Source organism: Streptomyces sp. NPDC097617 (genome assembly GCF_044761485.1).
In the GTDB taxonomy this organism is placed as follows: Bacteria; Actinomycetota; Actinomycetes; order Streptomycetales; family Streptomycetaceae; genus Streptomyces.
In genome coordinates, this window is record NZ_JBIWCL010000034.1 from 16,653 (window position 1) to 43,246 (window position 26,594).

Consider the following 26,594-nt stretch of genomic DNA (forward strand, 5'->3'; position numbering starts at 1 on the left):
GGGCGGCACTTACTAAGCGGTAACTTATGAAGTCAAGGCTTGAGGTTACCCATTCCCGACGCCGCAATGTAGCCGAGCGTGCGGTGATCTGTGTCGCTCAGGCGACCCTTTGCCGGTACGCCGCGCGCGGGGTCTGCGCCAGGATCGCGAGGTCCATCCCGAGCCAGTGGCTCTCCACGTAGTGCCGGTCGAGCAGAGCCATCTCCTCCCAGGGGAGGTCCGAACGCGCGCTGACCTGCCACAAACCGGTCATTCCCGGACGTACAAGCAGCCGCTCGGGGCGGTCCGTTCGGGCTTCCGGGCGCGGCCCGACCAGCGACATCTCGCCGCGGAGCACGTTCAGCAGTTGCGGGAGGGCGTCGAGGGCGCAGCGGTCGAGGACCGCCCCGAGCCGGCCCGTGTCGGCGGTGCGCAGCCGCCAGGTCCGGAACGGCCTGCCGGCCAGGCCTGCCGCGGCCTCCCGTGCGAAGGGCCGCCCGCCCTGGGTCGCGTACAGCAGTGCGGTGGCCGCTGTCAGGGCCGGCGCGAGCAGGGTCAGCAGGATCGCCGCTCCGGCGAGGTCGAACACCCTCTTCGCCGGCGGGACCGTGGGGATGCGGGCCCGCAGCAGGGGGGTGGAGAGAGTGAGCGGCATGCCAGCACGCTGCCGTATGCCTGCGGCGGTCTTGCGGTGGCGCGCGGCTGCGGTGACCCGTTCGGCCGTGCCGCCGCTGCCGGGGGCGCCGCCCCCGGACCCCGTGCCGCGCACCACCGGCCCGTGGGCCGCCTTCAAAGATTGCGCGTAAGAGAGGGTTAAAGGTTGAGTCGACTCGACTCAGTTCTGTTGACGCACGCGCGGCGATGGGGCATGGTTGAGTCTGTTCCACTCAAGTCAGCTGGAGGAATTGAAATGGCACGTGCGGTCGGCATCGACCTGGGCACCACTAACTCCGTCGTCAGCGTTCTGGAAGGCGGCGAGCCCACCGTCATCACCAACGCCGAGGGCGCCAGGACCACGCCGTCCGTCGTCGCCTTCGCCAAGAACGGCGAGGTCCTCGTCGGCGAGGTGGCCAAGCGCCAGGCGGTCACGAACGTGGACCGGACCATCCGCTCCGTCAAGCGCCACATGGGCACTGACTGGAAGATCAACCTGGATGGCAAGGACTTCAACCCGCAGCAGATGAGCGCCTTCATCCTGCAGAAGCTGAAGCGCGACGCCGAGGCGTACCTGGGCGAGAAGGTCACGGACGCGGTCATCACCGTCCCGGCCTACTTCAACGACTCCGAGCGTCAGGCGACGAAGGAGGCCGGCGAGATCGCGGGCCTGAACGTCCTGCGCATTGTCAACGAGCCGACGGCCGCCGCCCTGGCCTACGGCCTCGACAAGGACGACCAGACCATTCTCGTCTTCGACCTCGGTGGCGGCACCTTCGACGTGTCGCTCCTGGAGATCGGCGACGGCGTCGTCGAGGTGAAGGCCACCAACGGTGACAACCACCTCGGTGGTGACGACTGGGACCAGCGCGTCGTCGACTACCTGGTGAAGCAGTTCGCCAACGGTCACGGCGTGGACCTCTCCAAGGACAAGATGGCGCTCCAGCGCCTGCGCGAGGCCGCCGAGAAGGCGAAGATCGAGCTGTCCTCCTCCACGGAGACCTCGATCAACCTGCCCTACATCACGGCTTCCGCCGAGGGCCCGCTGCACCTGGACGAGAAGCTCACGCGCGCCCAGTTCCAGCAGCTGACCGCGGACCTGCTCGACCGCTGCAAGACCCCGTTCCACAACGTCATCAAGGACGCCGGCATCGCGCTGTCCGAGATCGACCACGTGGTCCTGGTCGGCGGCTCCACCCGTATGCCGGCCGTCGCCGAGCTCGTCAAGGAGCTCACCGGCGGCCAGGACGCCAACAAGGGCGTCAACCCGGACGAGGTCGTCGCCATCGGCGCCACCCTCCAGGCCGGTGTGCTCAAGGGTGAGGTCAAGGACGTCCTGCTCCTCGACGTGACCCCGCTGTCCCTCGGTATCGAGACCAAGGGCGGCATCATGACCAAGCTGATCGAGCGCAACACCACGATCCCGACGAAGCGCTCCGAGATCTTCACGACGGCCGAGGACAACCAGCCGTCCGTCCAGATCCAGGTCTACCAGGGCGAGCGCGAGATCGCGGCGTACAACAAGAAGCTCGGCATGTTCGAGCTGACGGGCCTGCCCCCGGCCCCGCGTGGCGTCCCGCAGATCGAGGTCTCCTTCGACATCGACGCCAACGGCATCATGCACGTCACGGCCAAGGACCTCGGCACGGGCAAGGAGCAGAAGATGACCGTCACCGGCGGCTCTTCGCTCGGCAAGGACGAGGTCGACCGCATGCGCCAGGAGGCGGAGCAGTACGCGGACGAGGACCTGCGCCGCAAGGAGGCGGCCGAGTCCCGCAACCAGGGCGAGCAGCTCGTCTACCAGACGGAGAAGTTCGTCAAGGACAACGAGGACAAGGTCCCGGCCGACGTCAGGACCGAGGTCGAGACGGCCGTCTCCGAGCTGAAGGAGACGCTCAAGGGCGAGGACACGGCCGAGATCCGCACTGCGACGGAGAAGCTCGCCGCGGTCAGCCAGAAGCTCGGCCAGGCGATCTACGCCGACGCCCAGGCCGCCCAGGGTGCGGCCGGCGGCGCCGGTGACGCGGGCCAGGCCAAGGCCGACGACGACGTCGTCGACGCCGAGATCGTCGACGACGAGAAGCCGAAGGGCGGCGCTGCCTGATGTCGGAGGAGACCCCGGGCTTCGACGAGAAGCCCGAAGTCCCCGACGCCGGTCAGAACGACGCCGAGCCGAAGGCCGCCGACTCCGCCAACGAGGAGGCGGCGGCCCCGGCCGGGGACGCGAGTCAGGACGTAGCGCTGCTGGCGCAGCTGGACCAGGCCCGTACCGCGCTCTCCGAGCGCACCGCGGACCTCCAGCGGCTCCAGGCGGAGTACCAGAACTACCGCCGCCGGGTGGAGCGGGACCGGATCACCGTCAAGGAGATCGCGGTCGCGTCCCTCCTGACGGAACTGCTCCCGACCCTGGACGACATCGGCCGGGCGCGGGAACATGGCGAGCTGGTCGGCGGCTTCAAGTCGGTGGCCGAATCGCTGGAGACGGTCGCCGCCAAGATGGGTCTGCATCAGTTCGGCAAGGAGGGCGAGCCCTTCGACCCGACGATCCACGAGGCCCTGATGCACTCGTACGCGCCGGACATCACCGAGGACACGTGCGTGGCGATCCTGCAGCCGGGATACCGGATCGGCGAGCGTACGATCCGTCCCGCACGGGTCGCGGTGGCCGAGCCCCAGCCGGGCGCGGCCCCCAAGTCCGAGTCGGCGGAGGGCGAAGCACCGTCCGACAAGGACACGGATGCCCCCGACAAGGGCTGATGCACCACACGTAGGAGCACGAGAGGAGGGACACCGGGGATGAGCACGAAGGACTTCGTCGAGAAGGACTACTACAAGGTCCTCGGTGTCCCGAAGGACGCCACCGAGGCCGAGATCAAGAAGGCGTACCGGAAGCTCGCTCGCGAGTTCCACCCGGACGCCAACAAGGGCGACGCCTCGGCCGAGGAGCGCTTCAAGGAGATCTCCGAGGCGAACGACATCCTCGGCGACGCCAAGAAGCGCAAGGAGTACGACGAGGCGCGCGCCCTGTTCGGCAACGGTGGCTTCCGCCCCGGGCCGGGCGGCGGCGGCTCGTTCAACTTCGACCTCGGCGACCTCTTCGGGGGCCAGCAGCAGGGCGCCGGTCAGGCCGGCGGCTTCGGCGGCGGCCTGGGTGACGTCTTCGGCGGCCTCTTCAACCGCGGCGGCGGCCCGGGTACGGGCACCCGTACCCAGCCGCGCCGCGGCCAGGACATCGAGTCGGAGGTCACCCTCTCCTTCACGGAGGCGGTGGACGGGGCCACGGTCCCGCTCCGGATGTCCTCCCAGGCTCCCTGCAAGGCCTGTTCGGGCACCGGCGACAAGAACGGCACCCCCCGGGTGTGCCCGACCTGCGTCGGCACGGGCCAGGTCTCGCGCGGCAGCGGCGGCGGCTTCTCGCTGACGGACCCCTGCGCGGACTGCAAGGGCCGCGGCCTGATCGCGGAGACCCCCTGCGACGTCTGCAAGGGCAGCGGGCGCGCCCGCAGCTCTCGCACCATGCAGGTCAGGATCCCGGCGGGCGTCTCCGACGGCCAGCGGATCCGGCTGCGCGGCAAGGGCGCGCCGGGCGAGCGCGGCGGTCCCGGCGGTGACCTCTATGTCGTCGTGCACGTCGGCACCCACCCGGTCTTCGGCCGCAAGGACGACAACCTGACGGTGACCGTGCCCGTGACGTTCGCGGAGGCGGCGCTCGGGGCCGACATCAAGGTCCCGACCCTGAACGGCCCCTCGGTGACGCTGAAGCTGCCGCCGGGCACGCCCAACGGGCGCACCATGCGGGCCCGCGGCAAGGGCGCCCTCCGCAAGGACGGCACCCGCGGCGATCTCCTGGTCACGGTGGAGGTCGCGGTCCCGACCGAGCTGTCCGACAAGGCCCGTGAGGCCCTGGAGATGTACCGCGAGGCGACGGAGCCGCAGGACCCGCGCTCCGCGCTGTTCGAGTCCGCGAAGGGAGCATGACATGGACGGCCGCCGACGACAGTCCTCTCGTCTGGGCAGTGGTGCCTACCAACTCACCGACGAGACCCCGGTCTACGTGATCTCGGTGGCCGCCCAGCTCTCGGGCCTGCATCCGCAGACCCTCCGTCAGTACGACCGTCTCGGCCTGGTCTCCCCGGACCGTACGGCCGGCCGCGGCCGGCGCTACTCGGCCCGCGACATCGAACTGCTCCGTACGGTGCAGGCGCTGTCGCAGGACGAGGGCATCAACCTGGCGGGCATCAAGCGGATCATCGAACTGGAGAACCAGGTCGCGGCGCTCCAGCAGCGCGTGGCCGAGCTCGCCGCGGCCGTGGACGGCGCGGCGGCCACGCTCCAGGCGCGCGAGGCCCAGGTGCACGCCTCGTACCGGCGCGACCTGGTCCCGTACCAGCCTCCGCAGCCGGGCAGTGCCCTGGTGGTCTGGCGGCCCAGCCCCAAGCGGCCGATGGACTGACGCGGGCCCGGGCCCGGGCTCGTACCCGGTCCCCGAGGTCTCTGTCTCACACCCTCAGGCCCCGCCCCCTCCAGGGCGGGGCCTGAGGGCTGTCAGAGGCCTTCCCCGTCCGCTTCGTGGCCCTCGTGGCCCTGATGGTCCTCGCAGTCCTGTTCGGGGCCGGAGGGCCGGCCCAGGATGCCGGACCGGGCGATGAGGTAGCCGAGCTGCGCGCGGCTGCCGCTGCCGAGGGTGGTGGCGAGCTTGGCGATGTGCGCCCGGCAGGTGCGGACGTTCATGCCGAGGCGCCGGGCGATGGCCTCGTCGACGTGGCCCTCGATCAGGAGCTGCGCGATCGTCCGCTGTACGCCCGAGATCCCGCCGGGGGTGCTGCGGTACGTCACTTCCTCCTGGAGGGGCACGGCGCGGTGCCAGAGCTGCTCGAACACCTTGATGAGGTAGTCGACCAGACCCGGGTGGCGCAGCTCCAGGGCGACCCGGCGGTCGTCGCTCACCGGGATGAAGGCGACCGTGCGGTCGAAGATGATCAGTCGTTCGATCAGCTCTTCGAGCGTGCGGATCTCCACCTTGCCCGTCGAGATCCGCTCCACGTAGGCGAGCGTGCCCTGGCTGTGCCGTGCGGTGTGCTGGTACAGGGTCCGTATGCTGACCCCGCGGTCGATCAACGGCTGGTCGCGCTCCAGGGCCTGGGTCAGGGCCAGGGAGGGCCGTGCCCCGCCCGGCTGGACCGTGAGCACCTCGGTGTGGCATTCGGCCGTCGCGAGGTTCAGGGCGGCGTTGATCTGTTCAAAGCCCTCCAGCACCGTGATGGCATGGGTGTTGGCCGGGCTCTGTGCGCTGATGGCGAGGAAAGGCTCGAAAGTGTCGGTGAGATCTACAGCGCTGCGCCGGCGGTCCTGGATCTCACGTTCGATCGGATGAAGCCGTTGAGCCAATGCGACGGACGGGGGAACCGGACGCAGTTGGTTCGCGTCATCCGGGTCGGGTTGCAGGAGAGCGAATTCAAGCAGGCAGGGGGCGTTCTTGATCTCGCCCCGGGCGATCCGGCCGGTACTCAGCGCGGTCGCGTAGAGCCGCGTCCCCTCGGTGCACATAGACGTGACGGGGTGGGGATGTGTCGCTTTCGTCTCGATTCGCGTCAAATCTCCACCCCCCAGGGTCCTGAACATGCAAGAACATGATGCATCGTCCCTGTGGCATTGACGTGCCTGAATGAGCCATCGTCTGTCACGCGGGGGAGAGGATTCCATCAAGTGAGGACGAAGCCGACCATGTACAAGAGAATGCTTCGCTCGGTGCTTGCCATAGTTTTCTCCGCCGTTGCGGTTTTTGGGGCAGTCAGCGCCGTCGAAAGTGACGCGGGGAGCGCTAGGGACGGTCAGGGCACGAGCCTGACGAGCACGGAGATCGATACCGGCTGGACCACGGCGCCCGTGGGTAAGTACGCGGACACCGGCTGGACCAGCGGCCGGCTCAGTGGCGGGGGTAAGGACGATACGGGCTGGACCGAGACCCCTGTGACGGTGTCGGCGTGACCCCCGACGACCGCGGCTTCCGCCGCGAGATGGCCTCCGCCTACCGCTCGGGCTGGCAGTTCATCGATCTCGCCACGGCCATTCCCCACCCGGGCGACTCGCTGATGGTCACCCTGTTCGGTCAACCGATCGTCGTCGTGCGCGAGGAGGACGAGGACGTACGTGCCTACCGGTGCCTGCGCCGCCCGCGGGGCGCGCCGCAGCCCGTCCGCTGCGAGGTGCGCTACGGAATGGTCTTCGTCAATCTCGATCAGCGGGACCACCAGCTCTTCGAACCCGATATCACCACCGCCACCCCCCGCAGTGCCTGAAGCGATTCCCCCGTCGTTGCAGATCGCTCAGGCGCTACCCCCACACAACGGCGCCATCGTGGACCTGACCACGATGGCGCCGTTGTGATGTCCGCGTCCAGTGCCTTAACCGGACAAGATGAAGAATCAACGGCCTACGCGCGCCCCATGGCCCGGTCCAGGGTGATCTCCATGACCACGCGGTCGGGATTGGGCGACGGCGTGCGCCCGTAGCGCTCCGCGTAGCGCGCCACCGCGTCGGCGACCGACGCCCCGTCCGTGCGGATCACCGCGCGGCCCTCCAGGGTCGCCCAGCGGCGCCCTTCCATCTGGCACACCGCGACCCGGGCGCCGGTCCACGCGCCTTCCACCTGGGTCTCCTGCGTCTCCTGCGCCGCCAGGATGTTGCGCACCTTCTTGCTGTGCCGGTTGCTGATCACCCGGGCCAGGCCGGCCTCCGGGTCGTACGTCACGCCCACCGGCACCACGTGGGGCGTGCCGTCGGGCCGCGGGGTGGTCAGGGTGCAGACGTGCCGCTCCCGCCAGAAGGCGAGGTACTCGGGCGTCGGGTTGAGTACGTCATGGGACATGCGCCGAAGGGTACGACTCGACGCTGTCCTCAGGTGCCTTGAGTGGAATAGACTCAACTTTGCATACGCTGACTGTGTCAGTGTTGTTGTCTCACGCACCCCCCGGGGAGAGGAGAAGACGCAGTGGACGCCGAGCTGACCAACAAGAGCCGTGCCGCGTTGAACGCGGCCACCAGCAGGGCCGTCAAGGACGGCCATGCGGACCTGACCCCCGCGCACCTGCTGCTGGCGCTCCTCGCCGGCGAGGACAACGAGAACGTCATCGACCTCCTGGTCGCGACCGAGGCCGACCTGGCCGCCGTACGCAGCGGTGCCGAGCGGCTGCTCGCGGCACTGCCCAGCGTCACCGGTTCCACGGTCGCGCCCCCGCAGCCCTCCCGCGACCTGCTCGCCGTACTCGCCGAGGCCGACGCGCAGGCCGGCAGGCTCGGCGACGAGTACCTCTCCACCGAACACCTCCTCATCGCCGTCGCCGCCAAGGGCGGCGCGGCCGGCGAGGTCCTTTCCACCCAGGGCGCGACGGCGAAGAAGCTGCTCGAGGCCTTCGAGAACGCACGAGGAGGACGGCGGGTGACCACCCCCGATCCCGAGGGCCAGTACAAGGCCCTGGAGAAGTTCGGCACCGACTTCACGGCAGCGGCGCGTGAGGGCAAGCTCGACCCGGTCATCGGCCGCGACCAGGAGATCCGGCGCGTCGTGCAGGTGCTCTCGCGCCGTACGAAGAACAACCCGGTGCTCATCGGCGAGCCCGGCGTCGGCAAGACCGCCGTCGTCGAGGGCCTGGCCCAGCGCATCGTCAAGGGCGACGTCCCGGAGTCCCTGAAGAACAAGCGCCTCGTCTCCCTGGACCTCGGCGCCATGGTCGCCGGGGCCAAGTACCGCGGCGAGTTCGAGGAGCGGCTGAAGACCGTACTGGCCGAGATCAAGTCGAGCGACGGCCAGATCATCACCTTCATCGACGAGCTGCACACGGTCGTCGGCGCGGGCGCCGGCGGCGACTCCGCCATGGACGCGGGCAACATGCTCAAGCCCATGCTGGCCCGCGGCGAGCTGCGGATGGTCGGCGCGACCACCCTCGACGAGTACCGCGAGCGGATCGAGAAGGACCCGGCGCTGGAGCGGCGCTTCCAGCAGGTGCTGGTCGCCGAGCCGTCCGTCGAGGACACGATCGCGATCCTGCGCGGCCTCAAGGGCCGCTACGAGGCCCACCACAAGGTCGTCATCAACGACAGCGCGCTGGTGGCCGCCGCTACCCTCTCCGACCGCTACATCACCTCCCGCTTCCTCCCCGACAAGGCCATCGACCTCGTCGACGAGGCCGCGTCCCGGCTGCGTATGGAGATCGACTCCTCCCCGCTGGAGATCGACGAGCTCCAGCGCTCCGTAGACCGCCTGCGGATGGAGGAGCTGGCCCTGAAGAACGAGTCCGCTCCGGCCTCGATCGAGCGCCTGGAGAAGATCCGCAAGGACCTCGCGGACCGCGAGGAGGAGCTGCGCGGCCTGACCGCCCGCTGGGAGAAGGAGAAGCAGTCCCTCAACCGGGTCGGCGAGCTCAAGGAGCGCCTCGACGACCTGCGCGGACAGGCCGAGCGCGCCCAGCGCGACGGCGACTTCGACACCGCCTCCAAGCTGCTCTACGGGGAGATCCCGACCCTGGAGCGCGAGCTGGCGGAGGCCACCGAGGAGGAGGAAGAGGCCTCCAAGACCGGCAGCTCCAAGTCCGCGATGGTCAAGGACGAGGTCGGCCCGGACGACATCGCCGACGTGGTGGGCGCCTGGACCGGCATCCCGGCCGGCCGGCTGCTGGAGGGCGAGACCCAGAAGCTGCTGCGCATGGAGGACGAACTGGGCCGCCGGCTGATCGGGCAGGGCGAGGCCGTAGGGGCCGTCTCGGACGCCGTGCGCCGCACCCGGGCCGGCATCGCCGACCCGGACCGCCCGACCGGCTCCTTCCTCTTCCTCGGCCCGACGGGCGTGGGCAAGACGGAGCTGGCCAAGGCGCTCGCCGACTTCCTCTTCGACGACGAGCGGGCCATGGTCCGCATCGACATGTCGGAGTACGGCGAGAAGCACAGCGTGGCCCGTCTCGTCGGCGCCCCGCCCGGCTACGTGGGCTACGAGGAGGGCGGCCAGCTGACCGAGGCCGTACGCCGCCGCCCGTACAGCGTGGTGCTCCTGGACGAGGTGGAGAAGGCCCACCCCGAGGTCTTCGACGTCCTGCTCCAGGTCCTGGACGACGGCCGGCTCACCGACGGGCAGGGCCGGACGGTGGATTTCCGCAACACCATCCTCATCCTGACCTCGAACCTGGGCAGCCAGTTCCTGGTGGACCCGCTGACCCCGCCGGAGCAGAAGAAGCAGCAGGTCCTGGACGTGGTGCGGGCCTCCTTCAAGCCGGAGTTCCTCAACCGCCTCGACGACCTGGTCGTCTTCTCCGCGCTGACCCGGGACGAGCTCGCGCACATCGCGGAGCTCCAGATCGGCCGCCTGGCCCGGCGCCTGGCCGACCGCAGGCTGACCCTGGACGTCACCCCCGAGGCGCTGGCCTGGCTGGCGGACAAGGGCAACGACCCGGCGTACGGCGCCCGGCCGCTGCGCCGCCTGATCCAGACGGCGATCGGCGACCGGCTGGCGCGGGAGATCCTCTCCGGCGAGGTCCGGGACGGCGACACGGTACGGGTCGACGTGGCGGGCGAGGAACTGCTGGTCGGCAAGGTGCTCTGAGCTGCTCCGGGGCCGCCCGGAGCGGGCTGCGGGCGGGACGCGTTTGCGCCCGGAGCGGATCGGGCCTCCGGGGCTGGACACGGGGTGGGAGCCATGGGGGAGGATGCAGGTATCCGCACGAAGGGAAGTACACGGTGAGCATCGACCCGGCCTCGATTCCGAACTTCGGAGGGCAGCAGCCCGAGCCGCAGGCCACAGGACCGGCGGGCCCCGTCGTCCCCGACCAGGATCTGGTCAAGCAGCTGCTGGAGCAGATGGAGCTCAAGTACGTCGTCGACGACGAGGGTGACCTCGCGGCGCCGTGGGAGGAGTTCCGCACCTACTTCATGTTCCGCGGCGAGGACGAGCAGCAGGTTTTCTCTGTGCGTACCTTCTACGACCGTCCGCACAAGATCGACGAGAAGCCCCAGCTTCTCGAGTCGATCGACGACTGGAACCGCCGCACCCTGTGGCCGAAGGTCTACAGCCACACCCACGACGACGGCTCGGTCCGCCTGATCGGTGAGGCGCAGATGCTGATCGGCACCGGCGTCAACCTGGAGCACTTCGTGTCCTCCACGGTCAGCTGGGTCCGCGCGTCCATCGAGTTCGACAAGTGGCTCGTCGAGCAGCTCGGCCTGGAGCAGGACGTCGACTCCGCCGACGGCGACGACGACAGCAACGGCGACAGCAACGGCGACACCAACAGCTAGTCGTTACAGCGGCACGCGGGCGACCAGCAGCAGGTACAGCCCGTAGCCGTACGAGAGCCCGGCCACCACCGCGGTCACCATGACCGCGGTGCGGGGCCGGGCTTTCGCCATGACGGCGGCCACCGGCAGGAGCAGCGGGAAGGCCGGCAGGAGGAAGCGCGGCTTGGACTCGAAGAAGCCGGCCCCGCCGAACGTGATCACCAGCAGGACCGCGGTGTACGCGAGCAGCGGCAGCGGGGTGCGGTCCAGTAACAGCAGGACGGCCAGCAGCCCGGCCGCGGCCAGCAGGACCACCGTCACGGTGGTGGCGAGCTGCACGTGCCCGCCGGTCAGCACGCGTTCCGTGGAGCGCAGCGCCCCGATGCCGAAGTCGAAGCGGGAGCCCCAGTCGCGCTGCACGGCGAAATAGCCGCCGATCGGGTCGTCCACCTTCACCCCGACGGCCAGGACGTACGCCGCCCAGCCCGCCGGAGCCACCAGCCCGGCCAGCCACACCTCGGGCGCCCGGGATCTTCCGACGACGACGGTGTGGAGGGCCATGGCCGACACGGCGGCCGCGACGGCCAGCCCGGTGGGCCGGGTCAGCCCGGCCAGTACGGCGAGGCCGGCGGCCCACAGCCAGCGGCCGCGCAGCAGGCAGTGGAGCGCCCAGGCGGCGAAGGCGGCCAGCAGGGCCTCGGTGTAGGCGAGGGTGAGTACCACCGCGTGCGGCAGCGCCGCCCACAGCCCGACGAGCAGCAGCCCTGCGCGCGGCCCTATGAGGTGCTCCCCGACCCGGTAGATCCCGAGGGCGGCCACGCCGGCGGAGACCCAGGCGACGAGGAGCGCGGCCAGGGCGGTACCGCCGGGCAGTATTTCGGAGACGACCCGTATCAGGGCGGGGTAGAGCGGGAAGAAGGCGTGGTCGCTCTGCACGGGCCCGGTCCCGGTGGCGGCCGCGGGCCACATCAGGGTCCGCCCGTAGCCGTGGGCGGCGATCCTGAGGTACCAGTCCGAGTCCCAGGACCGGCCGAGCACCTTGAGCGGATCCCGCCCGGCCCACCAGGCCCCGAGGGTGATCACCAGCACCCCGGTCCCGCGCACGGCGGTGAACACCCCGAGTGCGATCACGGTGGTCGGCGCGGCCGACCGGACGGCCCGGAGCGCGCGCATTTCCAGCGGCGACGCGGACACGCCCGCTCTGCCCGTTGCCATGAATCCCGACTCTCCGGCTCGCCGTGGGTGGTTCCGCTCACCCGTTGGTGAGGGCTTCGGGCACGTGCACGACGCACAGCTTCACACCGCCCGCACAACCCCGCAAGGACGCGTGGTGACGGGCAGCGCAACGCCCGGTCCGCAGGGGATCGGCCCGGCGCGGAGCGCTGCGGAGCTACAGCCGGCGCAGCCGCTCGGCGGCCTCCCGCAGGACGTCCTCGCGCTTGCAGAAGGCCCAGCGGACCTGGGTGGCGCCCGCGGACGTGTCGTCGTAGAAGACCTGGTTCGGGATGGCGACCACGCCGCAGCGCTCGGGCAGGGCGCGGCAGAAGGCCAGGCCGTCCTTCTCGCCGAGGGGGGTGATGTCCGTGGTGATGAAGTACGTGCCCTGCGGGCGGAAGACCTCGAAGCCGGCCGCCGCCAGGCCGTCCGCGAGGATGTCGCGCTTGGCGGCCAGGTCGGCGCGGAAGGTGTCGTAGTACGCGTCGGGCAGGGCGAGGGCCTCGGCGATCGCGTACTGGAAGGGGCCCGAGGCGACGTAGGTGAGGAACTGCTTCGCCGAGCGGACCGCCGTGACCAGCTCCGGGGACGCGGTGACCCAGGCCACTCCCCGTTCGCACACCTATTGGTTCGTACGCCTCTTTGTACGCGGCGCGGATCAGGTGGAGAGGAGGGCGGTCAGGACGACGGCGGGGTCGGCGTCGGGTGGTCCGGCCGGCCACCAGGTGCCCTTGTCCTTGGTGTACGGGTACCACAGCCCGTCCCGGCCCAGGCGCAGTTGGGCAGCGTGGCCCTCGACGGTCCAGCGGTTGCGCCAGGAGCGGAGGCGGGGTGGTCTCCCGTCGGCCCAGTCCGCCCGCAGGGCCTCGCTGTCCCGCTCCAGGCGTGAGGCGGGCGGGCTCCAGGGGGTCTCCAGGACGTCCAGGGATGCCGCGCCGCCCTGCCGCCACGCGCGGGTGCCGGCTGAGAGTTCGCCGGGGGTGCGGCCGCAGTTCGAGGCGATCCTGGCGAAGACTTCCGTGGTGGTGTGCGTGGCGGCGAGGCGGACGGCGTCCTGCCATTCGGTGAGCGGGGCGGGTGGGGCGGTCTCGGCGTGCCGTGCGCCGAGAGCTCCGGCGAGGAGATGGTGGGCGCGCGTCGCGGCGTCGGCGGCGAGCAGTTCGAGGGCGGCCGGGTCCACACCGGGCTCAGGCACGGCGGAATCCACCAGCGCGGGGCCGCGGCCGGGCCGGTCGGCAAGCGGCGGCGGATCGGGCAAGGGTGGCAGCGCGGCACGGGCGTTGAAGGCGGGACCGGCTGGATCACCGGGCCGGGCCGGGAGCGCGGCCGGGCCCGCACTTGCGGTCGCCGTGGACGCGGCGGCTTCGGTGGCGGCGCGGGCGGTGTTGCGGCGGCCGAGCTCGTCCATCAGCTCCCGCTCGCCGCGGCCCCGCAGGAGCAGCAGCACGAAGGGGTCGCGGTCCAGGAGCCGGGCGACCTGGTAGCAGAGGGCGGCGGCGTGTTTGCAGGGGTAGCCCCAGTCGGGGCAACTGCACTCGGGGTCGAGATCCCGGGGGCCGGGCAGCAGCGGGACGCCGGCGGCCGCGGCGTCGTCGGCGAGGCCGGCGGGCATCTCGCCGTCCAGCAGTGCGGCGATGTTGGCGGCCCGCTCGGCGATCATGTCGAGCAGTTGGTCCCATTGCCGGTCCGTCAGCTGCTCGACCTGGACCGTGGAGCGGTACGGGGTGGGGCGGCTGCCGTGCACCGGGGCGGCGGCCGAGCCGGGGCCGACGGTAACCGGTCCGACCGCGCCGCCGCGCGCATAGGTGCGGCCACGCGAAAGGCGGCCGGAGTCCAGGGAGGACTCCTCCAGGGAGCGCAGCCATGCGCGGCCCCACCAGGACTCGGCGAAGGGTGCGCGGCTGCCCTTGGCCGGCGGGAGTGCCTCGAAGGTGCGGGCGCCCGGCTCGCCCGGTCGGCTACGCCTGGTCATCGTCCCGTCCTCCGCAGTGTGACCAGTTCGGCCAGTTCGCTGTCGCTCAGTTCACTGAAGGCCGCCTCACCCGAGCCGAGCACCGAGTCGGCCAGTTCTCGCTTCTGCCGGAGCATCTCGGCTACGCGATCCTCCACGGTGCCCTCGGCGATCAGCTTGTGCACCTGGACCGGCTGGGTCTGTCCGATCCGGTAGGCGCGGTCGGTGGCCTGGTCCTCCACGGCCGGGTTCCACCATCGGTCGTAGTGGATGACGTGTCCGGCCCGGGTCAGGTTCAGACCGGTCCCGGCGGCTTTGAGGGACAGCAGGAACACCTTCTTCTCGCCGGCCTGGAAGGCGTCGACCATCTCCTCGCGACGTTTGACCGTGGTGCCTCCGTGCAGGAACAGGGTGTCCACGCCACGGTCGGCCAAGTGGCGCTCGATCAGCGCGCCCATGGCCACGTACTGGGTGAAGACCAGAGCGGACCCGTCCTCGGCCAGGACGGTGTCCAGGAGTTCGTCCAGCAGCTCCAGCTTCCCCGAGCGGCCCGGCAGCTTCGCGCTCGCAGGCTCCTTCAGGAACTGCGCGGGGTGGTTGCAGACCTGTTTCAGGCCGGTGAGGAGCTTCATCACCAGACCACGCCGGGCGATGCCCTGCTTCTCCTCGATCTCGGCCATGAGCTCGCGTACCAGCGCCTCGTACAGAGAGACCTGTTCCTTCGTCAGGGACACCGGCTGGTCGGTCTCGGTCTTGGGTGGCAGTTCGGGCGCGATGCCGGGGTCGGACTTGCGCCGGCGCAGCAGGAAGGGGCGGACCAGCGCGGCCAGCCGCAGAGCGGCCTGTTCGTCCCGGTCGCCCTCGACAGCGGTGGCGTAGCGGTCACGGAAGGAGGAGAGCGTGCCGAGCAGGCCGGGGGTGGTCCAGTCGAGCAGTGACCACAATTCGGACAGGTTGTTCTCGACCGGGGTGCCGGTCAGTGCGACCCGCCCCCGCGAGGGGATCTGGCGCAGGGCCTGGGCGGTGAGCGCGTGCGGGTTCTTGACGTGCTGGGCCTCGTCGGCGACGAGCAGTCCCCACGGCTGCTCGGTGAGGCGTTCGGTGTCGCGGCGCATGGTCCCGTAGGTGGTCAGGACGAAGCCGCCGTCCGCTCCGTCGTCGAGGCCGGCCAGTTCGCGGCCGGGGCCGTGGAAGCGGCGCACCGGGGTGGTCGGTGCGAAGCGCTGGATCTCGCGCTCCCAGTTGCCGAGCAGCGAGGCGGGGCAAACCACCAGGGTGGGGCCGGCGGTGGTCTTCCGTTCCTGGCGACGCAGGTGGAGAGCGATCAGGGTGACTGTCTTACCCAGGCCCATGTCGTCGGCGAGGCAGCCGCCCAGGCCGAGCGAGGTCATCCGGTGCAGCCAGTTCAGGCCGCGCAGCTGGTAGTCGCGCAGCGTCGCGGCCAGGGCTTTCGGCGGCCCCTGGGGCTCGCGTGTGGCGCGGGCCTCGGGGTCGGCGATCCGGGAGCGCAGCTCCTCCAGTATGCCGCTCGCGGTGACCGCCACCTGTTCGCCGTCCACCTCGAGGCTGCCGGTCAGCGCGGCGCCCAGGGCATCGATCGCGGTGAGCGAGGTCGCCTTGGACTGCGCGGCCCGCCGCAGTCGGCGGACCAGCTCCGGGTCCACGACCACCCACTGGTCGCGCAGCCGCACGATCGGCCGGTGTGCCTGGACCAGCCGTTCCAGCTCCTCCTCGGTGAGTTCCCGGTTCCCGAGCGCAACCCGCCAGCGGAAGTCCAGCAAGCCGCCGGTGGACAGGAAGGACTCGGCCGAGGACTGCGTCCCCGGGCGGCGTACGGGTTCCAGGACCCCGGAGGCGGTCAGCTCGCGTACCAGCTCCTTGGGCCAGTGCACGGCGACACCGGCGGCGCCCAGGCTTTCGGCCGCGTCGCCCAGCAGCGACTGGGCTTCCTCGTCGGACAGCTCCAGACCGGCCGGGGCGGCGGAGTCCAGCAGCCGTCCGGCCGGGGGCCAGGCGCGGGCGGCCCGGCGCAGCGTCAGCAGCGTGTCGACCTTGGCCCGTGGGCCGAACAGTTCGGGGGCGGTGGCCCTGCCGGACCACAGGTCCGCGGCGTCGGCGAGCACCGTGGGATCGGCCAGGCTGCGCAGTTGGACCACGGCCCGGAAGGAGTCCGAGCGGCTCAGCTCCAGCCGCAGCGATACCGCCAGACCCGCGTCGCGGCCGGCGGCGACCTCCGCGGCCCAGCCTCGCTGCTCGGGCACGGACTGCGGCGCTCGGACCGCGAACGCCGGTCCGCCGGTCACCTGGCGGGCGGCGGGAGGGCGGGCGAGGGAATCGGCCACGGCGTCCAGGAAGGCCCGCAGCATGGGCTCGGCCGCCGGAAGGGTGAGGGGGGAGAGTCCGGGAACCGCGACCGCGCGGGCCTCCGGGGGCATGGCGGCGGCCAGGGAAACCAGCCGCTCGTGGTCCTCGGCGTCCAGCGGGCCGGCCCGCCACGCGTCGAAGCCTTCCGGTGACACCCCTGGAAGCATCCGGCCGCGGCCGACCAGGGCCAGACCGAGCAGGGCCGCCGTGCCCCAGAACGCCGTACTGGCCGACGCTCGACCGCTGCCGTCCCCGCCGAGCGCCCGGCAGCGGGTCAGCAGCGGCAGCGCGTTCTCCACCGGCAGCGGCACGGCGGCCACCCGTGCCCGGCGCACGGACGAGCCGTGCGGGCGGACCACGGTGAGTTCCTCGGGTTGCACCCCGAGGCCCGGCGGCGGCTCACTCCCGGGCGTCCAGAATGCCATCCGTCCCATCCGGGGCGGGTCCGCGGGAAGGAACACCGCCTCGCCGGCGGCGAGCTCCGGCAACCAGGAGAGCAGCCGCTCCCGGTCGGGAACCGACGACTCCGGCGCGGTCGACCGGGCGGATCCGGCCGTGCGCGGGGCAGCGGATCCAGCCGACGGGTAAAGCTTCGCCACTACGCCCACTCCTGGCACACGATCGTGTAACTACTCGGGAGGACACGGGTACCCGCGCCGCCCTTGTCGGAGCAAGGCTATCCGCGCCGGCGGACGGGACGTGCCAAGAATGGCTTCGCCCACTCGGCGCAATGCGGGAAGATGTCTCCGGCGCCCACCAGAGACGGCTGCGACGCCTTCGTGGTCGCGGCCCCTCGCCGGTGCCGGAATCCGTCTCCGCCTTGAGGGAATCGTTCGCCGTGACCGCAGAGTCTGTGCCGACCTACCAGTTGAAGATCGCCCTGCGAGACACCAGCCCACCGGTCTGGCGCCGGGTCACCCTGCCGGCCGACACCTCGCTCGGCTGCCTGCACGACATCATCCAGACATGCTTCGGCTGGGACGACTCGCACCTTCATTCCTTCGCCGAACCCAGATCCGGCCGCCAATTCGCCGACTTCGACGCGCCGTTGGACCGCGATCCTGTCCGCGATGCCGACGAGGAGTCCGTGACCGTGGCCGAGCTGCTGCCCCACGAAGGCGGCCGGCTGGAGTACACCTACGACTTCGGCGACGACTGGCGGCACCAGATCACCCTGGAGAAGAGCCTCCCCACGTCCGCTCCCGACCGACGCGTTCGCTGCACCGGTGGACGCCGCGCCATGCCCTACGCCGAGGACACCGGTGGCGCCTGGGGGCTGCAGGCCGTACTCGACGCCGTCGCGGACCGCGGCGCACCGGCCCCCGAGCCGTGGACAGACCTGGTCGAAACGCTGCGCGAGGAGGGGTTCGACCCCGCCGACTTCGACCGCGAGGCCCTGGACCGGGAACTGGCCGGACTGGACCCGCGGCCGCCCACGGCCGCCCCGGCACGACAGTCGGCCGCGGCTGCCCCCGGCGGGCGGCGCTGCTCCTGCGGCGAGGTCCACGACGACGAGTACGACGAGGGCCTCGCCGCGGAGTTCGTCCCGGTGCGCCCCGTCTCCCTGGCACCGCGCGCGGAGCTCGCCGCGGCCGCCCGGAGGGTGCCGCGGATCGCCACCGCGCTCCGCCTGGCCGACTGGTGCCGGGGCGGACGAGCCGTCACGTCCCGGGAGATGCTCAAGCCTGCTCTGGGCCGCCTGGCCGTCCAGGAACTCGAACTGTGGGCCCAGGACGACGAACTGAGCGCACTCCGGCCCGCGGAGCGCGACGAGCGGCTGGCCCGCCTGCGTAGCTCCGGCGATCTGCCCTGCCTGGACAGCCCCTGGTGTCTTGCTCTGGACGCGGACCTGGTGGAGATCAGCGCGGGCACCGCCCGGCCTGGTGCCGGCCTGCCCGCCACCGCGGGGGGCGAGGGAGTACTGGAGCTCTGGTGCCGGGCGCTCGAGGACGAACTCGATGGCCTGGACGACCTCGGGGCCCTCGGCCTGCCCCCGTTGCTGCTGGCCGCGCTGGGCATGCAGGACGAGGACGTCGACGGCTTGGCGGCGGTGGTGCTGCGGGCACTGTACGAAGTTCCCGACGGCGAATGGCTGGATACGGCGCTGCTCGTCGGCGCACTCCGAGAGGGCCTCCCCGAGCAGGAGGCACGACTGGTCGAACTGCTCTTCCTGCAGATCCTCGACCAAGCTGCCCTGCTCCTCGCCGAGTACCAGGCAGCGGAGGTCGAGACCGGTCCGGAGACGGGCCGGGAGCACGACCGCATCCTCCTCGACCTCCTCGGCGTCATGGGGAACACCGAGGACGGCGACGACACTCCCCTGCCCGGGACAAGGCTCAGGCTCACCCCGCTGGGACGCCACGGACTGCGTGAGTACCTGCTCGCCGGGGGAGTCCACGCTCCGCTGGTCGGCGAGCTGGCCGACGCCGACGCCCCGACGCTGCTCGACGCCCTGCTCGACTATGACCAGGACGCCGCCCACACCGAGATCACCGGATGGATCAGCCATCGGGGCCAGGGCCCGGCCGCGGTCCAGCTCATCGACGCCTGCGCTGGACTGGAAGCCGACGCGGCCCTCCGCCGCCTGGCCGCCGCACCGGTGCTGGCAGAACTGGATGAACCCAGAGCGCTCGCGGTCCTGCGCAAGGCCGCGGCCTCGGGTGTCCCTGGCTGCGCCGAGTCCGCGGCGATCACGCTGGTCGGCCGTGGCGAGATCCCCGAGGGACACGGTCCGGAACTCCGGCGCTGGGGGCTCGTCGACCACCTGTGGGGTCCGCTCGGCGTAGCCGACGAGGCATTCGCCACGTTCCTGGACCAGGAAGGGGACTCGGTACTGCCGCTCCTGGAGCAGGCCGCCGACGATCTGTGGCGCTGCGAGCACCCCGCCACCGAAGCCGTCCTGGAAGCGGCGGGGCGGCACCTCAGAGCTCGGGACAAGGCGCTGGCCAAGCGGCTGCGCAGGTCGGCGACCAAAGTCGGATCCCAGCGCCGACGATGAAGTCGAACCCGCGCCGAAAGCCAAGAGGCACGTCAAGCCCAGGTTCCGCCCTTGCCGACATGCGTGATTGCTGCGCGACGCGGGACCGGCAGGGGCTCTGCTCGATCCTTGAGCCGTGTCAGCTCTCGTAGTGGTAGCGGCACTGTGCAATCAGGACGCCATCCTCGGTGGCCTTGTAGATCAGTCGGTGCTCGTCGTTGATGCGGCGTGACCAGTAGCCCTGGAATCCGTGCTTGAGCGGTTCCGGTTTGCCGATCCCCTCGTTGCCGTTCCGGGCAATGTCCGCGATGAGTGCATTGATGCGCTTCAGGATCTTCCGGTCCTGGAGCTGCCACCACAGGTAGTCCTCCCATGCGCGGGAGGCGAAGGTGATCTTCATTCGCGGCCCTTACTCGCCGGTCGCCAGCTCGCGCACGGTGCCGCCGCCGCTTTCCAGCTCGTCGATGGACGCGAGCAGGCGCCGGGCGTTCGCCGGGCTTCGCAGCAGGTACGCGGTCTCTTTCAGGGACTCGTAGTCCTCAAGAGAGACGATGACGACCGGCTCATGTCCGGCCCGGGTGATAACGATCTCTTCACGGTCGTCGGTGACGGAGTTGAGCACCTCGGCGTACCGCGCGCGCGACTCGGAATATGTCATGGTCTTCACGATCGACCCCTTTCACGTACAAGAAATTGTACGCCCCCCTCTGTGGTGTGGGCAAGCGCCAGCAACGACCGGCCCCGTAGGACGGCGGTCAGTATGCGAATGCCTTGCGGAGCCGTTCCGTCGCGTCCATCAGTACCTCGGTGCGTTTGCAGAACGCGAACCGGACATAGGGGGTGCCCGCCTCCGTGTGGTCGTAGAAGACCGCGTTGGGGATCGCGACCACACCCGCGCGTTCCGGGAGGGACCGGCAGAAGGCGATGCCGTCGCTCTCGCCGAGCGGGCGGATGTCGGCGGTGATGAAGTACGTTCCGGCCGGCCGGAAGACTCCGAAGCCCGCGTCGGCGAGTCCCGTACACAGCAGGTCCCGCTTGGCCCGCAGGTCCTCGCGGAAGGCTGTGAAGTACGTGTCGGGCAGCCGTAGAGCTTCGGCGACGGCGTACTGGAAAGGGCCGGAGGCGACATAGGTCAGAAACTGCTTCGCGGAGCGGACGGCGGTGACAAGTTCTGCGGTACCCGTCACCCAGCCGACCTTCCAGCCGGTGAAGGAGAAGGTCTTGCCGGCCGAGGAGATGGTGACCGTCCGTTCGCGCATGCCCGGCAGGCCCGCGAGGGGCGTGTGGGCGCCTTCGAAGACCAGGTGCTCGTACACCTCGTCCGTGACGACCAGCAGGTCGCGCTCGACGGCCAGCTCGGCGATCGCCGTGAGTTCGGCCGGGGTCAGGACGGTGCCCGTCGGGTTGTGCGGGGTGTTCAGGAGCAGCAGGCGGGTGCGCGGGGTGACGGCGGCGCGCAGTTCGTCCAGGTCGAGGACGAAGGCCCCGGCGTGCGGGCGCAGGGTGACGGGGACGCGTACGGCGCCGGCCATGGCGATGCAGGCCGCGTACGAGTCGTAGTAGGGCTCCAGGGCGATGGCCTCGTCGCCGGGCTCCAGGAGGGCGAGGAGCGTGGCGGCGATGGCCTCGGTGGCGCCGGCCGTGACGAGGACCTCGGTGTCGGGGTCGTGGGTGAGGCCGTAGAAGCGCTGCTGGTGGGCGGCGATCGCGGTGCGCAGTTCCGGGACGCCGGGCCCCGGCGGGTACTGGTTGCCGCGTCCGGTGAGGACCGCGCGGGAGGCCGCCTCCGCGATCTGCGCGGGACCGTCGGTGTCGGGGAATCCCTGGCCGAGGTTGATCGAACCGGTGCGGGCGGCCAGCGCCGACATCTCCGCGAAGATCGTCGTGCCGAAGGCCGCCAGGCGGCGGTTCAGGAAGGGGCGGTCGCTGTTCACGGGTGCGCTCATGAGCGCCATCCTGCGGGCAACCTCTGGACTTCCTCAAGTGTGCTTTGGGTCGTGCGGGCCGCGGGAATCCCCCCTTCACGCAGGACGCGGGGATCCTGCTCCCCCGGGAAGACCGGGGTGTGAGAGAGGTGGCGGACATGGGGTTCGTCTTCGTAGTGATCCTGCTCTTCTTTGCGGCCTTCTTCCTGACCAAGCTGGTCCGCTCCTCCAGGGGGCGTACCTCGCCCCGTCGCCGGGGCCGCCGCAGCAGCTGGTGGGTGGACGGCGGGTCCTCGTCGGGCTCGGGCTGCGGGTCGTCGTCGAGCTGCGGCTCCTCCTCGTCGTGCGGGGGATCGTCCTCCTCGTGCGGCGGTGGTGGCGGGTGCGGCGGTTCCAGCTGACACGGGGCGGCCGGCACCGCGCGACACCGAGTTGACGAGGGCGTTCGACGGCCCGACTGCCGTCGGGCGCCCTCTTGTTCGTCGATGCATGACGACGCGCGGGGCGCAACTTGTTGAACACGTGAACTGCGGAGCCCCCGGGGGGATGTAAACCCCTTCAAGTTGGGTAAAAACGCTGTGAGTGCCGTGCCTTTCATGATTCCCTCGGTTGAGTAGACCAGTCCTCGGACCTCCCTGGACTTCCTGTGGACCCGTGCCGGTGTCCCCCCACCCGCGCTTGCTACCGCTGGCGGGCCCCGGCCCATCTCCCTCGCGCGTTTGCGGAGCCGACTCATGCTCACGACCCTCCAGACCTCATACACCGACACGCGTGCCGCCGATCTCGCCTGGGCCCTGGGTCGGGACCGGCTGCCCGCCCTGGCCGTACTGAATCTCGAACTTTCGGGGGCGAAGGTGGAGTTGCGCCTGCTCGGGGCGTCCCACCAGGTGCTTCTGGAGGAGGGGGAGGTGCTCTGCTCGGAGACGGTCGCCTGTATGCCCGGCAGCAGCACGCCGCTGCCGCTCGGTGTGGCCAAGCGGGTGGGCGACTGGGAGTACGAGTTCGCCGCGCGGGTCGAGACCCTGTCCCGCGGATCCTTCGCGGGGCGGGCCCAAGAGCTGCTCGCACTGGTGGCGGACCACCCGAACGGGCTAGCGGGGACCTTTCCGGGCAGTCCGCACGCCTTCACCGCCATGCTCGCGCAGCACTACGAGGGGCAGGTGCGCTGGCGGACGTGGCACGCGTACCCGCAGGAGGGCCAGCTGGTGGCCACCCGCACGCGGGTGGGCGTACGGATGGGGGCTCCCGCGACGGCGGCCCTGGAGTCGCAGGCGCTGCTGTAGCGGGCGCCGGGGCGCGATTATCCGCCGCGGTTACGCCAACTGGCGGGATCAGCACCCCACTTGAACCCATGTGGGTGACCGGATGCGAGTGGGCGGTGACGTACGGTTCGCTTCATGATCGACCGTTCCGTCCCGCGCCGGGTGCTTCCGGCCCCGGAGCCTCGGGGCGCCGCGACCGTCCCGGCCGCCCTGCCCGTACGGCCCCGGACCGGCCGACTCCTCGTCCTGGCCACCGTGTTCATCTGCGCCGCCTGCGGGCTCGTGTACGAGCTCGAGCTGCTCGCCCTCGGCACCTACCTGATCGGCGACTCGGTCACCCAGGCGTCGGTCGTGCTGTCCGTCATGGTCTTCGCCATGGGCGTCGGCTCCCTGCTCGCCAAGCGCTTCCGCCACCGGCCCGCCTTCGGCTTCGGCGCCATCGAGGCCGCGCTCGCCCTTCTCGGCGGGCTCTCGGCCATGGCGCTGTACGCGAGCTTCGCCTGGCTGGGGGAATCCCGCCCCGCGCTGGTCGCCTTCGCCTTCGCCATCGGGGTGCTCATCGGCGCGGAGATCCCGCTGCTGATGGTCCTCATCCAGCGCATCCGCAGACAGGACGCGGGCGGGGCCGTCGCCGACCTGTTCGCCGCCGACTACGTGGGCGCCCTCGTCGGCGGCCTCGCCTTCCCCTTCCTGCTGCTCCCGCTGCTCGGCCAGCTCACGGGCGCCATGGTCACCGGCACCGTCAACGTGATCGTCGGCGGCGGGCTGGTCCTGTGGCTGTTCCGCCGGGACCTGAGCAGACGCTGCCGCTGGCTGCTGGTCGCGGCGAACGTGACCGTCCTGGCCGTACTCGCCTCCGCGACCGTCCTCGCCGACGACTTCGAGCGGACCGCCCGGCGTGCCGTGTACGGAGGGGAGGTGCGGGTCGCCGTGCAGACCGGGGTGCAGGAACTGGTGCTCACCGGGCCGTCGACCGGCTCCCCGCGCTCCCTCGACCTGTACCTCGACGGGCGGCTGCGGGTCAGCGGCTACGACGAGTACCGCTACCACGAGGCCCTGGTCCACCCCGCGATGACCGGCCCGCACTCCCGCGTCCTGGTCCTCGGCGGCGGCGACGGGCTCGCCGCCCGCGAGGTGCTCAAGTACGGGGACGTCTCCTCGGTCACCGTCGTCGAGCTCGACCCCGGCGTGGTCCGCCTCGCCCGCACCGATCCGATGCTCTCCGCGCTCAACTCCCGGGCGTACGAGGATCCGCGCCTTGCCGTCGTCACCCAGGACGCCTTCCGCTGGCTGCGCGGACCGGCCGCCGGCGACCGCTTCGACGTCATCGTCTCCGACCTCCCCGACCCGGGCATCACCCCCAGCACGAAGCTGTACTCGCAGGAGTTCTACGGGCTGGCCGCGCGGGCCCTGCGCCCCGGGGGCCGGATCGCCGTGCACGCCGGACCGCTCGCCACGCGCCCGCGTACGTACTGGACCGTCGACTCCACCCTCCGCGCGGCCGGACTGCGCACCGCCCCCTACAGCGCGGGCGGCCGCCTCACGGGCTTCGCCGCCGGACCCGACCGCACTCCGCTCGGCGAGAGCGACGCACCGCCGCAGGACTGGGGCTTCGTCCTGGCCTCCCGGGACCAGGACCCGCCGCTGCGCGTGGACCGCGACACGCCCGCACTGCGCTCGCTGTCGACCCGCTCCCTGCAGGACGCCGCACGCGACGCGGAACGCACCCGGGTGCCCGGACTTCCGCCGTCGACCCTGCCGCACCCGCGGTATTCGTGACCCGGTGCGGTCTCGTCGGTAGGCTCGACCGCATGGAGCATCAGGTGTTCGTCCCGGTACCGGCAGACGATCTCCGCGCCGTGCTGCGCGACCCCGCTCGGGTGGCCCGGTGCGTGCCGGGACTCCAGCAGGACGCCGACACCGCGGCCGGGCCGCTCTCGGGCCGGCTCAAGGTCCGGATCGGGGGGAGCACCGTGACCTACCGGGGCGCCCTGACCGTCACCGAGCGGGACCCCGGGCACTTCACCTTCGACGGCGAGGGGACCGAGGTCCGGGGCAGCGGGAGCGTGAAGTTCCTCCTCGACCTGAGGCTGGTCCCGGTGCCGGAGGGGACCCGGCTGGACTTCACCGCCACGGCCACCGCCGACGGACGGGCCGCGGGCTTCCCTCCCGAGGCCACGGCCACCGCCGTGCAGCGGCTGCTCGACCGGGCCGCCGGGGCGCTGACCCTCGGGTCGGCGCCCGACGACCCGGTGGCCGAGTCGGAGTCCGCACCCGAGTCCGAAGCGGGCGACGACGGGGTCGGCGAGGTCAGCGCCTCCCTGTCCGAGACCGATGCGCCGCCGCCGTCCCTGGATCCCTTCCTCGCCGGTCAGTTCGACGGCGCCGACGCGGCGCCGCAGCCCCCGGCCGAAGCCGCCCACGCCCGCCGCACCATGATCGGCCGCAGCGCGGAGGAGGTGGACCACGCCCCGCCGCGCGGCCGGTACGCCCCGGTCCCCGCGCCCGCGTCCGCCACCGCCGGCGACAGCCTGCGCTGGATCGCCCCGGCCGCCGCCATCGCGCTGGCCTCGGCGGTTGTCATCGGGCGGGCCCTGCGCCGTCGTCGCTGAACCGGGGGCCGGCCGCATTAGGGTCGGGCGCATGAGTACGCAACTGAGCGCCGGCGGCGCCGAGGTGACGGTCGACCAGGAGAACGGCTGCCGGATCAGCAGCCTGCGCATCGACGGGACGGAACTGCTGCGCCAGGGGCCGAGGTACGGGGCCTTCCCGATGGTCCCCTGGTGCGGCCGGACCGCGAACGGACAGTTCCGCGACGGCGCGAACGTCCACCAGATGCCGCTCAACCACCCGCCCCACGCGCTCCACGGCTTCGCCCGCGATGCGCCCTGGCGCCCGGCCGGCGCCGCCACCACCGAGGCCGCCTTCGCCTACGACCTCGCCGAACCGTGGCCCTACCCCGGCCGGGTGACACAGGTCGTCGCGCTCGCCGAGGACTCGCTGACCCTCACCATGGGCGTCGAGACGTACGGGGACTCCTTCCCGGCCCAGGTCGGCTGGCACCCCTGGTTCCTGCGCAACCTCGGGACCGGCGGCCCGGACGCGGAGGTCGCCTTCGAGCCCGGATGGCAGGAGGAGCGCGGCGAGGACCACATCCCCACCGGCAGGCGCATCGACCCGAAGCCCCGCCCCTGGGACGACTGCTTCGGCATGCCGCACGGCGTCGACGTCACCCTCACCTGGCCGGGCGCCCTCGAACTGCGGGTCACCAGCCGGGCCGAATGGGTGGTCATCTACGACGAGGAGCCCGAGTCCGTGTGCGTGGAGCCCCAGTCGGGCCCGCCGAACGGGCTGAACACCCTCCCGCGCCTGGTCACGCCGGTGGATCCGCTGGAGGTATCCACCACCTGGACCTGGCGTCGCCTCGGCTAGGCCGCCTCTAAGCTCAGGGACATGAGTGATGTACGCGATGCGCTTCTGCAGCAGATCAAGGACAAGGCCGTCGTGCACGGCAAGGTGACCCTCTCCTCCGGTCGCGAGGCCGACTACTACATCGACCTCCGCCGGATCACCCTCGACGGCGAGGCGGCCCCGCTGGTCGGTCAGGTCATGCTCGACCTCACCGCCGAGCTCGAATTCGACTGTGTCGGCGGTCTGACCCTGGGCGCCGACCCGGTCGCGACCTCGATGCTGCACGCCTCCGCCGCGCGCGGCCGGAGCCTGGACGCCTTCGTCGTCCGCAAGGCGCAGAAGGCCCACGGCATGCAGCGCCGCATCGAGGGCACCGATGTGAAGGGCAAGCGCTGCCTGGTGGTCGAGGACACCTCGACCACCGGCGGGTCCCCGCTGACCGCCGTCGAGGCGGTCCGGGAGGCCGGCGGCGAGGTCGTCGCCGTCGCGACGATCGTCGACCGTGGTGCGGCCGACGCGATCGCCGCGGCCGGGCTGCCCTACCTCACCGGATACCTCCTCGGGGACCTCGGCCTGTCCTAGGTCCGGCCACC

The 26,594-nt window shown here is 71.3% G+C and carries 24 protein-coding genes and 1 pseudogene; 15 read left to right on the forward strand and 10 right to left on the reverse strand.

Annotated elements, in window-relative coordinates:
• Positions 1-97 precede the first annotated feature (97 nt).
• Positions 98-634, reverse strand: coding sequence for a sugar transferase (locus ACIQZO_RS36125; protein ID WP_403634926.1), 537 nt, complete (start codon positions 632-634; stop codon positions 98-100).
• 255 nt (positions 635-889) lie between these two features.
• On the opposite strand from ACIQZO_RS36125, the gene dnaK reads away from it, so the two are divergent.
• From dnaK to ACIQZO_RS36145, 4 genes are read left to right on the forward strand one after another with little or no spacing between them, the layout of a single operon-like run.
• The gene (gene dnaK, locus ACIQZO_RS36130) at positions 890-2,737 is read left to right on the forward strand and encodes a molecular chaperone DnaK (RefSeq protein WP_403634928.1); all 1,848 of its coding nucleotides are present in this window, start codon (positions 890-892) and stop codon (positions 2,735-2,737) included.
• Positions 2,737-3,390 (forward strand): nucleotide exchange factor GrpE, encoded by a 654-nt coding sequence (gene grpE, locus ACIQZO_RS36135; protein WP_403634931.1) that lies wholly within the window; start codon positions 2,737-2,739, stop codon positions 3,388-3,390. Before dnaK ends, grpE begins: the two co-directional genes overlap by 1 nt.
• Before the next feature lie 39 nt (positions 3,391-3,429).
• A complete protein-coding gene (gene dnaJ / locus ACIQZO_RS36140; protein ID WP_403634934.1) occupies positions 3,430-4,611 on the forward strand; it encodes a molecular chaperone DnaJ in 1,182 nt (393 codons plus the stop codon).
• A gap of 1 nt (position 4,612) precedes the next feature.
• Positions 4,613-5,086: a heat shock protein transcriptional repressor HspR gene (locus ACIQZO_RS36145; RefSeq protein ID WP_030755701.1), complete on the forward strand. Its 474-nt coding sequence runs from the start codon at positions 4,613-4,615 to the stop codon at positions 5,084-5,086.
• 92 nt (positions 5,087-5,178) lie between these two features.
• On the opposite strand, the gene ACIQZO_RS36150 is transcribed toward ACIQZO_RS36145, so the two are convergent.
• Positions 5,179-6,255: a helix-turn-helix transcriptional regulator gene (locus tag ACIQZO_RS36150; protein WP_403634936.1), complete on the reverse strand. Its 1,077-nt coding sequence runs from the start codon at positions 6,253-6,255 to the stop codon at positions 5,179-5,181.
• Positions 6,256-6,339: 84 nt separating this feature from the next.
• On the opposite strand from ACIQZO_RS36150, the gene ACIQZO_RS36155 reads away from it, so the two are divergent.
• Together ACIQZO_RS36155 and ACIQZO_RS36160 are read left to right on the forward strand one after the other, a co-directional pair.
• The gene (locus ACIQZO_RS36155) at positions 6,340-6,621 is read left to right on the forward strand and encodes a hypothetical protein (protein WP_403634939.1); all 282 of its coding nucleotides are present in this window, start codon (positions 6,340-6,342) and stop codon (positions 6,619-6,621) included.
• A 29-nt stretch (positions 6,622-6,650) separates the two neighbouring features.
• Positions 6,651-6,932, forward strand: a complete 282-nt coding sequence (locus ACIQZO_RS36160; RefSeq protein ID WP_051762453.1) for a (2Fe-2S)-binding protein — start codon at positions 6,651-6,653, stop codon at positions 6,930-6,932.
• 134 nt (positions 6,933-7,066) lie between these two features.
• On the opposite strand, the gene ACIQZO_RS36165 is transcribed toward ACIQZO_RS36160, so the two are convergent.
• Positions 7,067-7,501, reverse strand: coding sequence for a pyridoxamine 5'-phosphate oxidase family protein (locus ACIQZO_RS36165; RefSeq protein WP_403634942.1), 435 nt, complete (start codon positions 7,499-7,501; stop codon positions 7,067-7,069).
• A 123-nt stretch (positions 7,502-7,624) separates the two neighbouring features.
• Here ACIQZO_RS36165 and clpB point away from each other — a divergent pair, with 123 nt between their 5' ends.
• The gene (clpB, locus tag ACIQZO_RS36170) at positions 7,625-10,225 is read left to right on the forward strand and encodes an ATP-dependent chaperone ClpB (protein WP_403634944.1); all 2,601 of its coding nucleotides are present in this window, start codon (positions 7,625-7,627) and stop codon (positions 10,223-10,225) included.
• Between the two features lie 134 nt (positions 10,226-10,359).
• Entirely contained in the window at positions 10,360-10,917 is a 558-nt protein-coding gene (locus ACIQZO_RS36175; protein WP_403634947.1) for a YbjN domain-containing protein, read from the forward strand.
• Between the two features lie 3 nt (positions 10,918-10,920).
• On the opposite strand, the gene ACIQZO_RS36180 is transcribed toward ACIQZO_RS36175, so the two are convergent.
• From ACIQZO_RS36180 to ACIQZO_RS36195, 4 genes and pseudogenes are all read right to left on the reverse strand, one after another.
• Positions 10,921-12,111: a glycosyltransferase family 39 protein gene (locus ACIQZO_RS36180; protein WP_403634950.1), complete on the reverse strand. Its 1,191-nt coding sequence runs from the start codon at positions 12,109-12,111 to the stop codon at positions 10,921-10,923.
• 175 nt (positions 12,112-12,286) lie between these two features.
• Positions 12,287-12,718 (reverse strand): annotated as a pseudogene (locus ACIQZO_RS36185) (aminotransferase class I/II-fold pyridoxal phosphate-dependent enzyme); the annotation flags it as partial.
• Between the two features lie 51 nt (positions 12,719-12,769).
• Positions 12,770-14,083 (reverse strand): SWIM zinc finger family protein, encoded by a 1,314-nt coding sequence (locus tag ACIQZO_RS36190; RefSeq protein ID WP_403634953.1) that lies wholly within the window; start codon positions 14,081-14,083, stop codon positions 12,770-12,772.
• A complete protein-coding gene (locus ACIQZO_RS36195; RefSeq protein WP_403635091.1) occupies positions 14,080-16,860 on the reverse strand; it encodes a DEAD/DEAH box helicase in 2,781 nt (926 codons plus the stop codon). Before ACIQZO_RS36195 ends, ACIQZO_RS36190 begins: the two co-directional genes overlap by 4 nt.
• A gap of 404 nt (positions 16,861-17,264) precedes the next feature.
• On the opposite strand from ACIQZO_RS36195, the gene ACIQZO_RS36200 reads away from it, so the two are divergent.
• The gene (locus ACIQZO_RS36200; protein ID WP_403634956.1) at positions 17,265-19,424 is read left to right on the forward strand and encodes a hypothetical protein; all 2,160 of its coding nucleotides are present in this window, start codon (positions 17,265-17,267) and stop codon (positions 19,422-19,424) included.
• 118 nt (positions 19,425-19,542) lie between these two features.
• Here ACIQZO_RS36200 and ACIQZO_RS36205 read toward each other — a convergent pair whose 3' ends face one another.
• The 3 genes from ACIQZO_RS36205 to ACIQZO_RS36215 all read right to left on the reverse strand — a co-directional run bounded on the left by ACIQZO_RS36205 (position 19,543) and on the right by ACIQZO_RS36215 (position 21,358).
• On the reverse strand, positions 19,543-19,803 hold the full coding sequence (locus ACIQZO_RS36205) for a Txe/YoeB family addiction module toxin (RefSeq protein WP_403634958.1): 261 nt from the start codon (positions 19,801-19,803) through the stop codon (positions 19,543-19,545).
• Positions 19,804-19,812: 9 nt separating this feature from the next.
• Positions 19,813-20,070, reverse strand: coding sequence for a type II toxin-antitoxin system Phd/YefM family antitoxin (locus ACIQZO_RS36210; RefSeq protein ID WP_403634960.1), 258 nt, complete (start codon positions 20,068-20,070; stop codon positions 19,813-19,815).
• Positions 20,071-20,158: 88 nt separating this feature from the next.
• Positions 20,159-21,358, reverse strand: a complete 1,200-nt coding sequence (locus tag ACIQZO_RS36215; protein ID WP_403634962.1) for a pyridoxal phosphate-dependent aminotransferase — start codon at positions 21,356-21,358, stop codon at positions 20,159-20,161.
• A 244-nt stretch (positions 21,359-21,602) separates the two neighbouring features.
• Between ACIQZO_RS36215 and ACIQZO_RS36220 the strand changes: the two genes are divergently transcribed.
• From ACIQZO_RS36220 to pyrE, 6 genes are all read left to right on the forward strand, one after another.
• Complete coding sequence (locus tag ACIQZO_RS36220; protein WP_403634965.1) at positions 21,603-21,764, forward strand: hypothetical protein; 162 nt, start codon at positions 21,603-21,605, stop codon at positions 21,762-21,764.
• Between the two features lie 298 nt (positions 21,765-22,062).
• A complete protein-coding gene (locus ACIQZO_RS36225; RefSeq protein WP_403634968.1) occupies positions 22,063-22,611 on the forward strand; it encodes a DUF2617 family protein in 549 nt (182 codons plus the stop codon).
• 114 nt (positions 22,612-22,725) lie between these two features.
• Complete coding sequence (locus tag ACIQZO_RS36230; RefSeq protein ID WP_403634970.1) at positions 22,726-24,369, forward strand: polyamine aminopropyltransferase; 1,644 nt, start codon at positions 22,726-22,728, stop codon at positions 24,367-24,369.
• A gap of 32 nt (positions 24,370-24,401) precedes the next feature.
• Positions 24,402-25,202, forward strand: coding sequence for an SRPBCC family protein (locus ACIQZO_RS36235; RefSeq protein ID WP_403634973.1), 801 nt, complete (start codon positions 24,402-24,404; stop codon positions 25,200-25,202).
• A 31-nt stretch (positions 25,203-25,233) separates the two neighbouring features.
• Positions 25,234-26,022, forward strand: a complete 789-nt coding sequence (locus tag ACIQZO_RS36240) for an aldose 1-epimerase (RefSeq protein ID WP_403634975.1) — start codon at positions 25,234-25,236, stop codon at positions 26,020-26,022.
• 21 nt (positions 26,023-26,043) lie between these two features.
• Positions 26,044-26,583, forward strand: a complete 540-nt coding sequence (pyrE, locus tag ACIQZO_RS36245) for an orotate phosphoribosyltransferase (protein ID WP_403634978.1) — start codon at positions 26,044-26,046, stop codon at positions 26,581-26,583.
• The last annotated feature ends 11 nt before the right edge of the window (positions 26,584-26,594 follow it).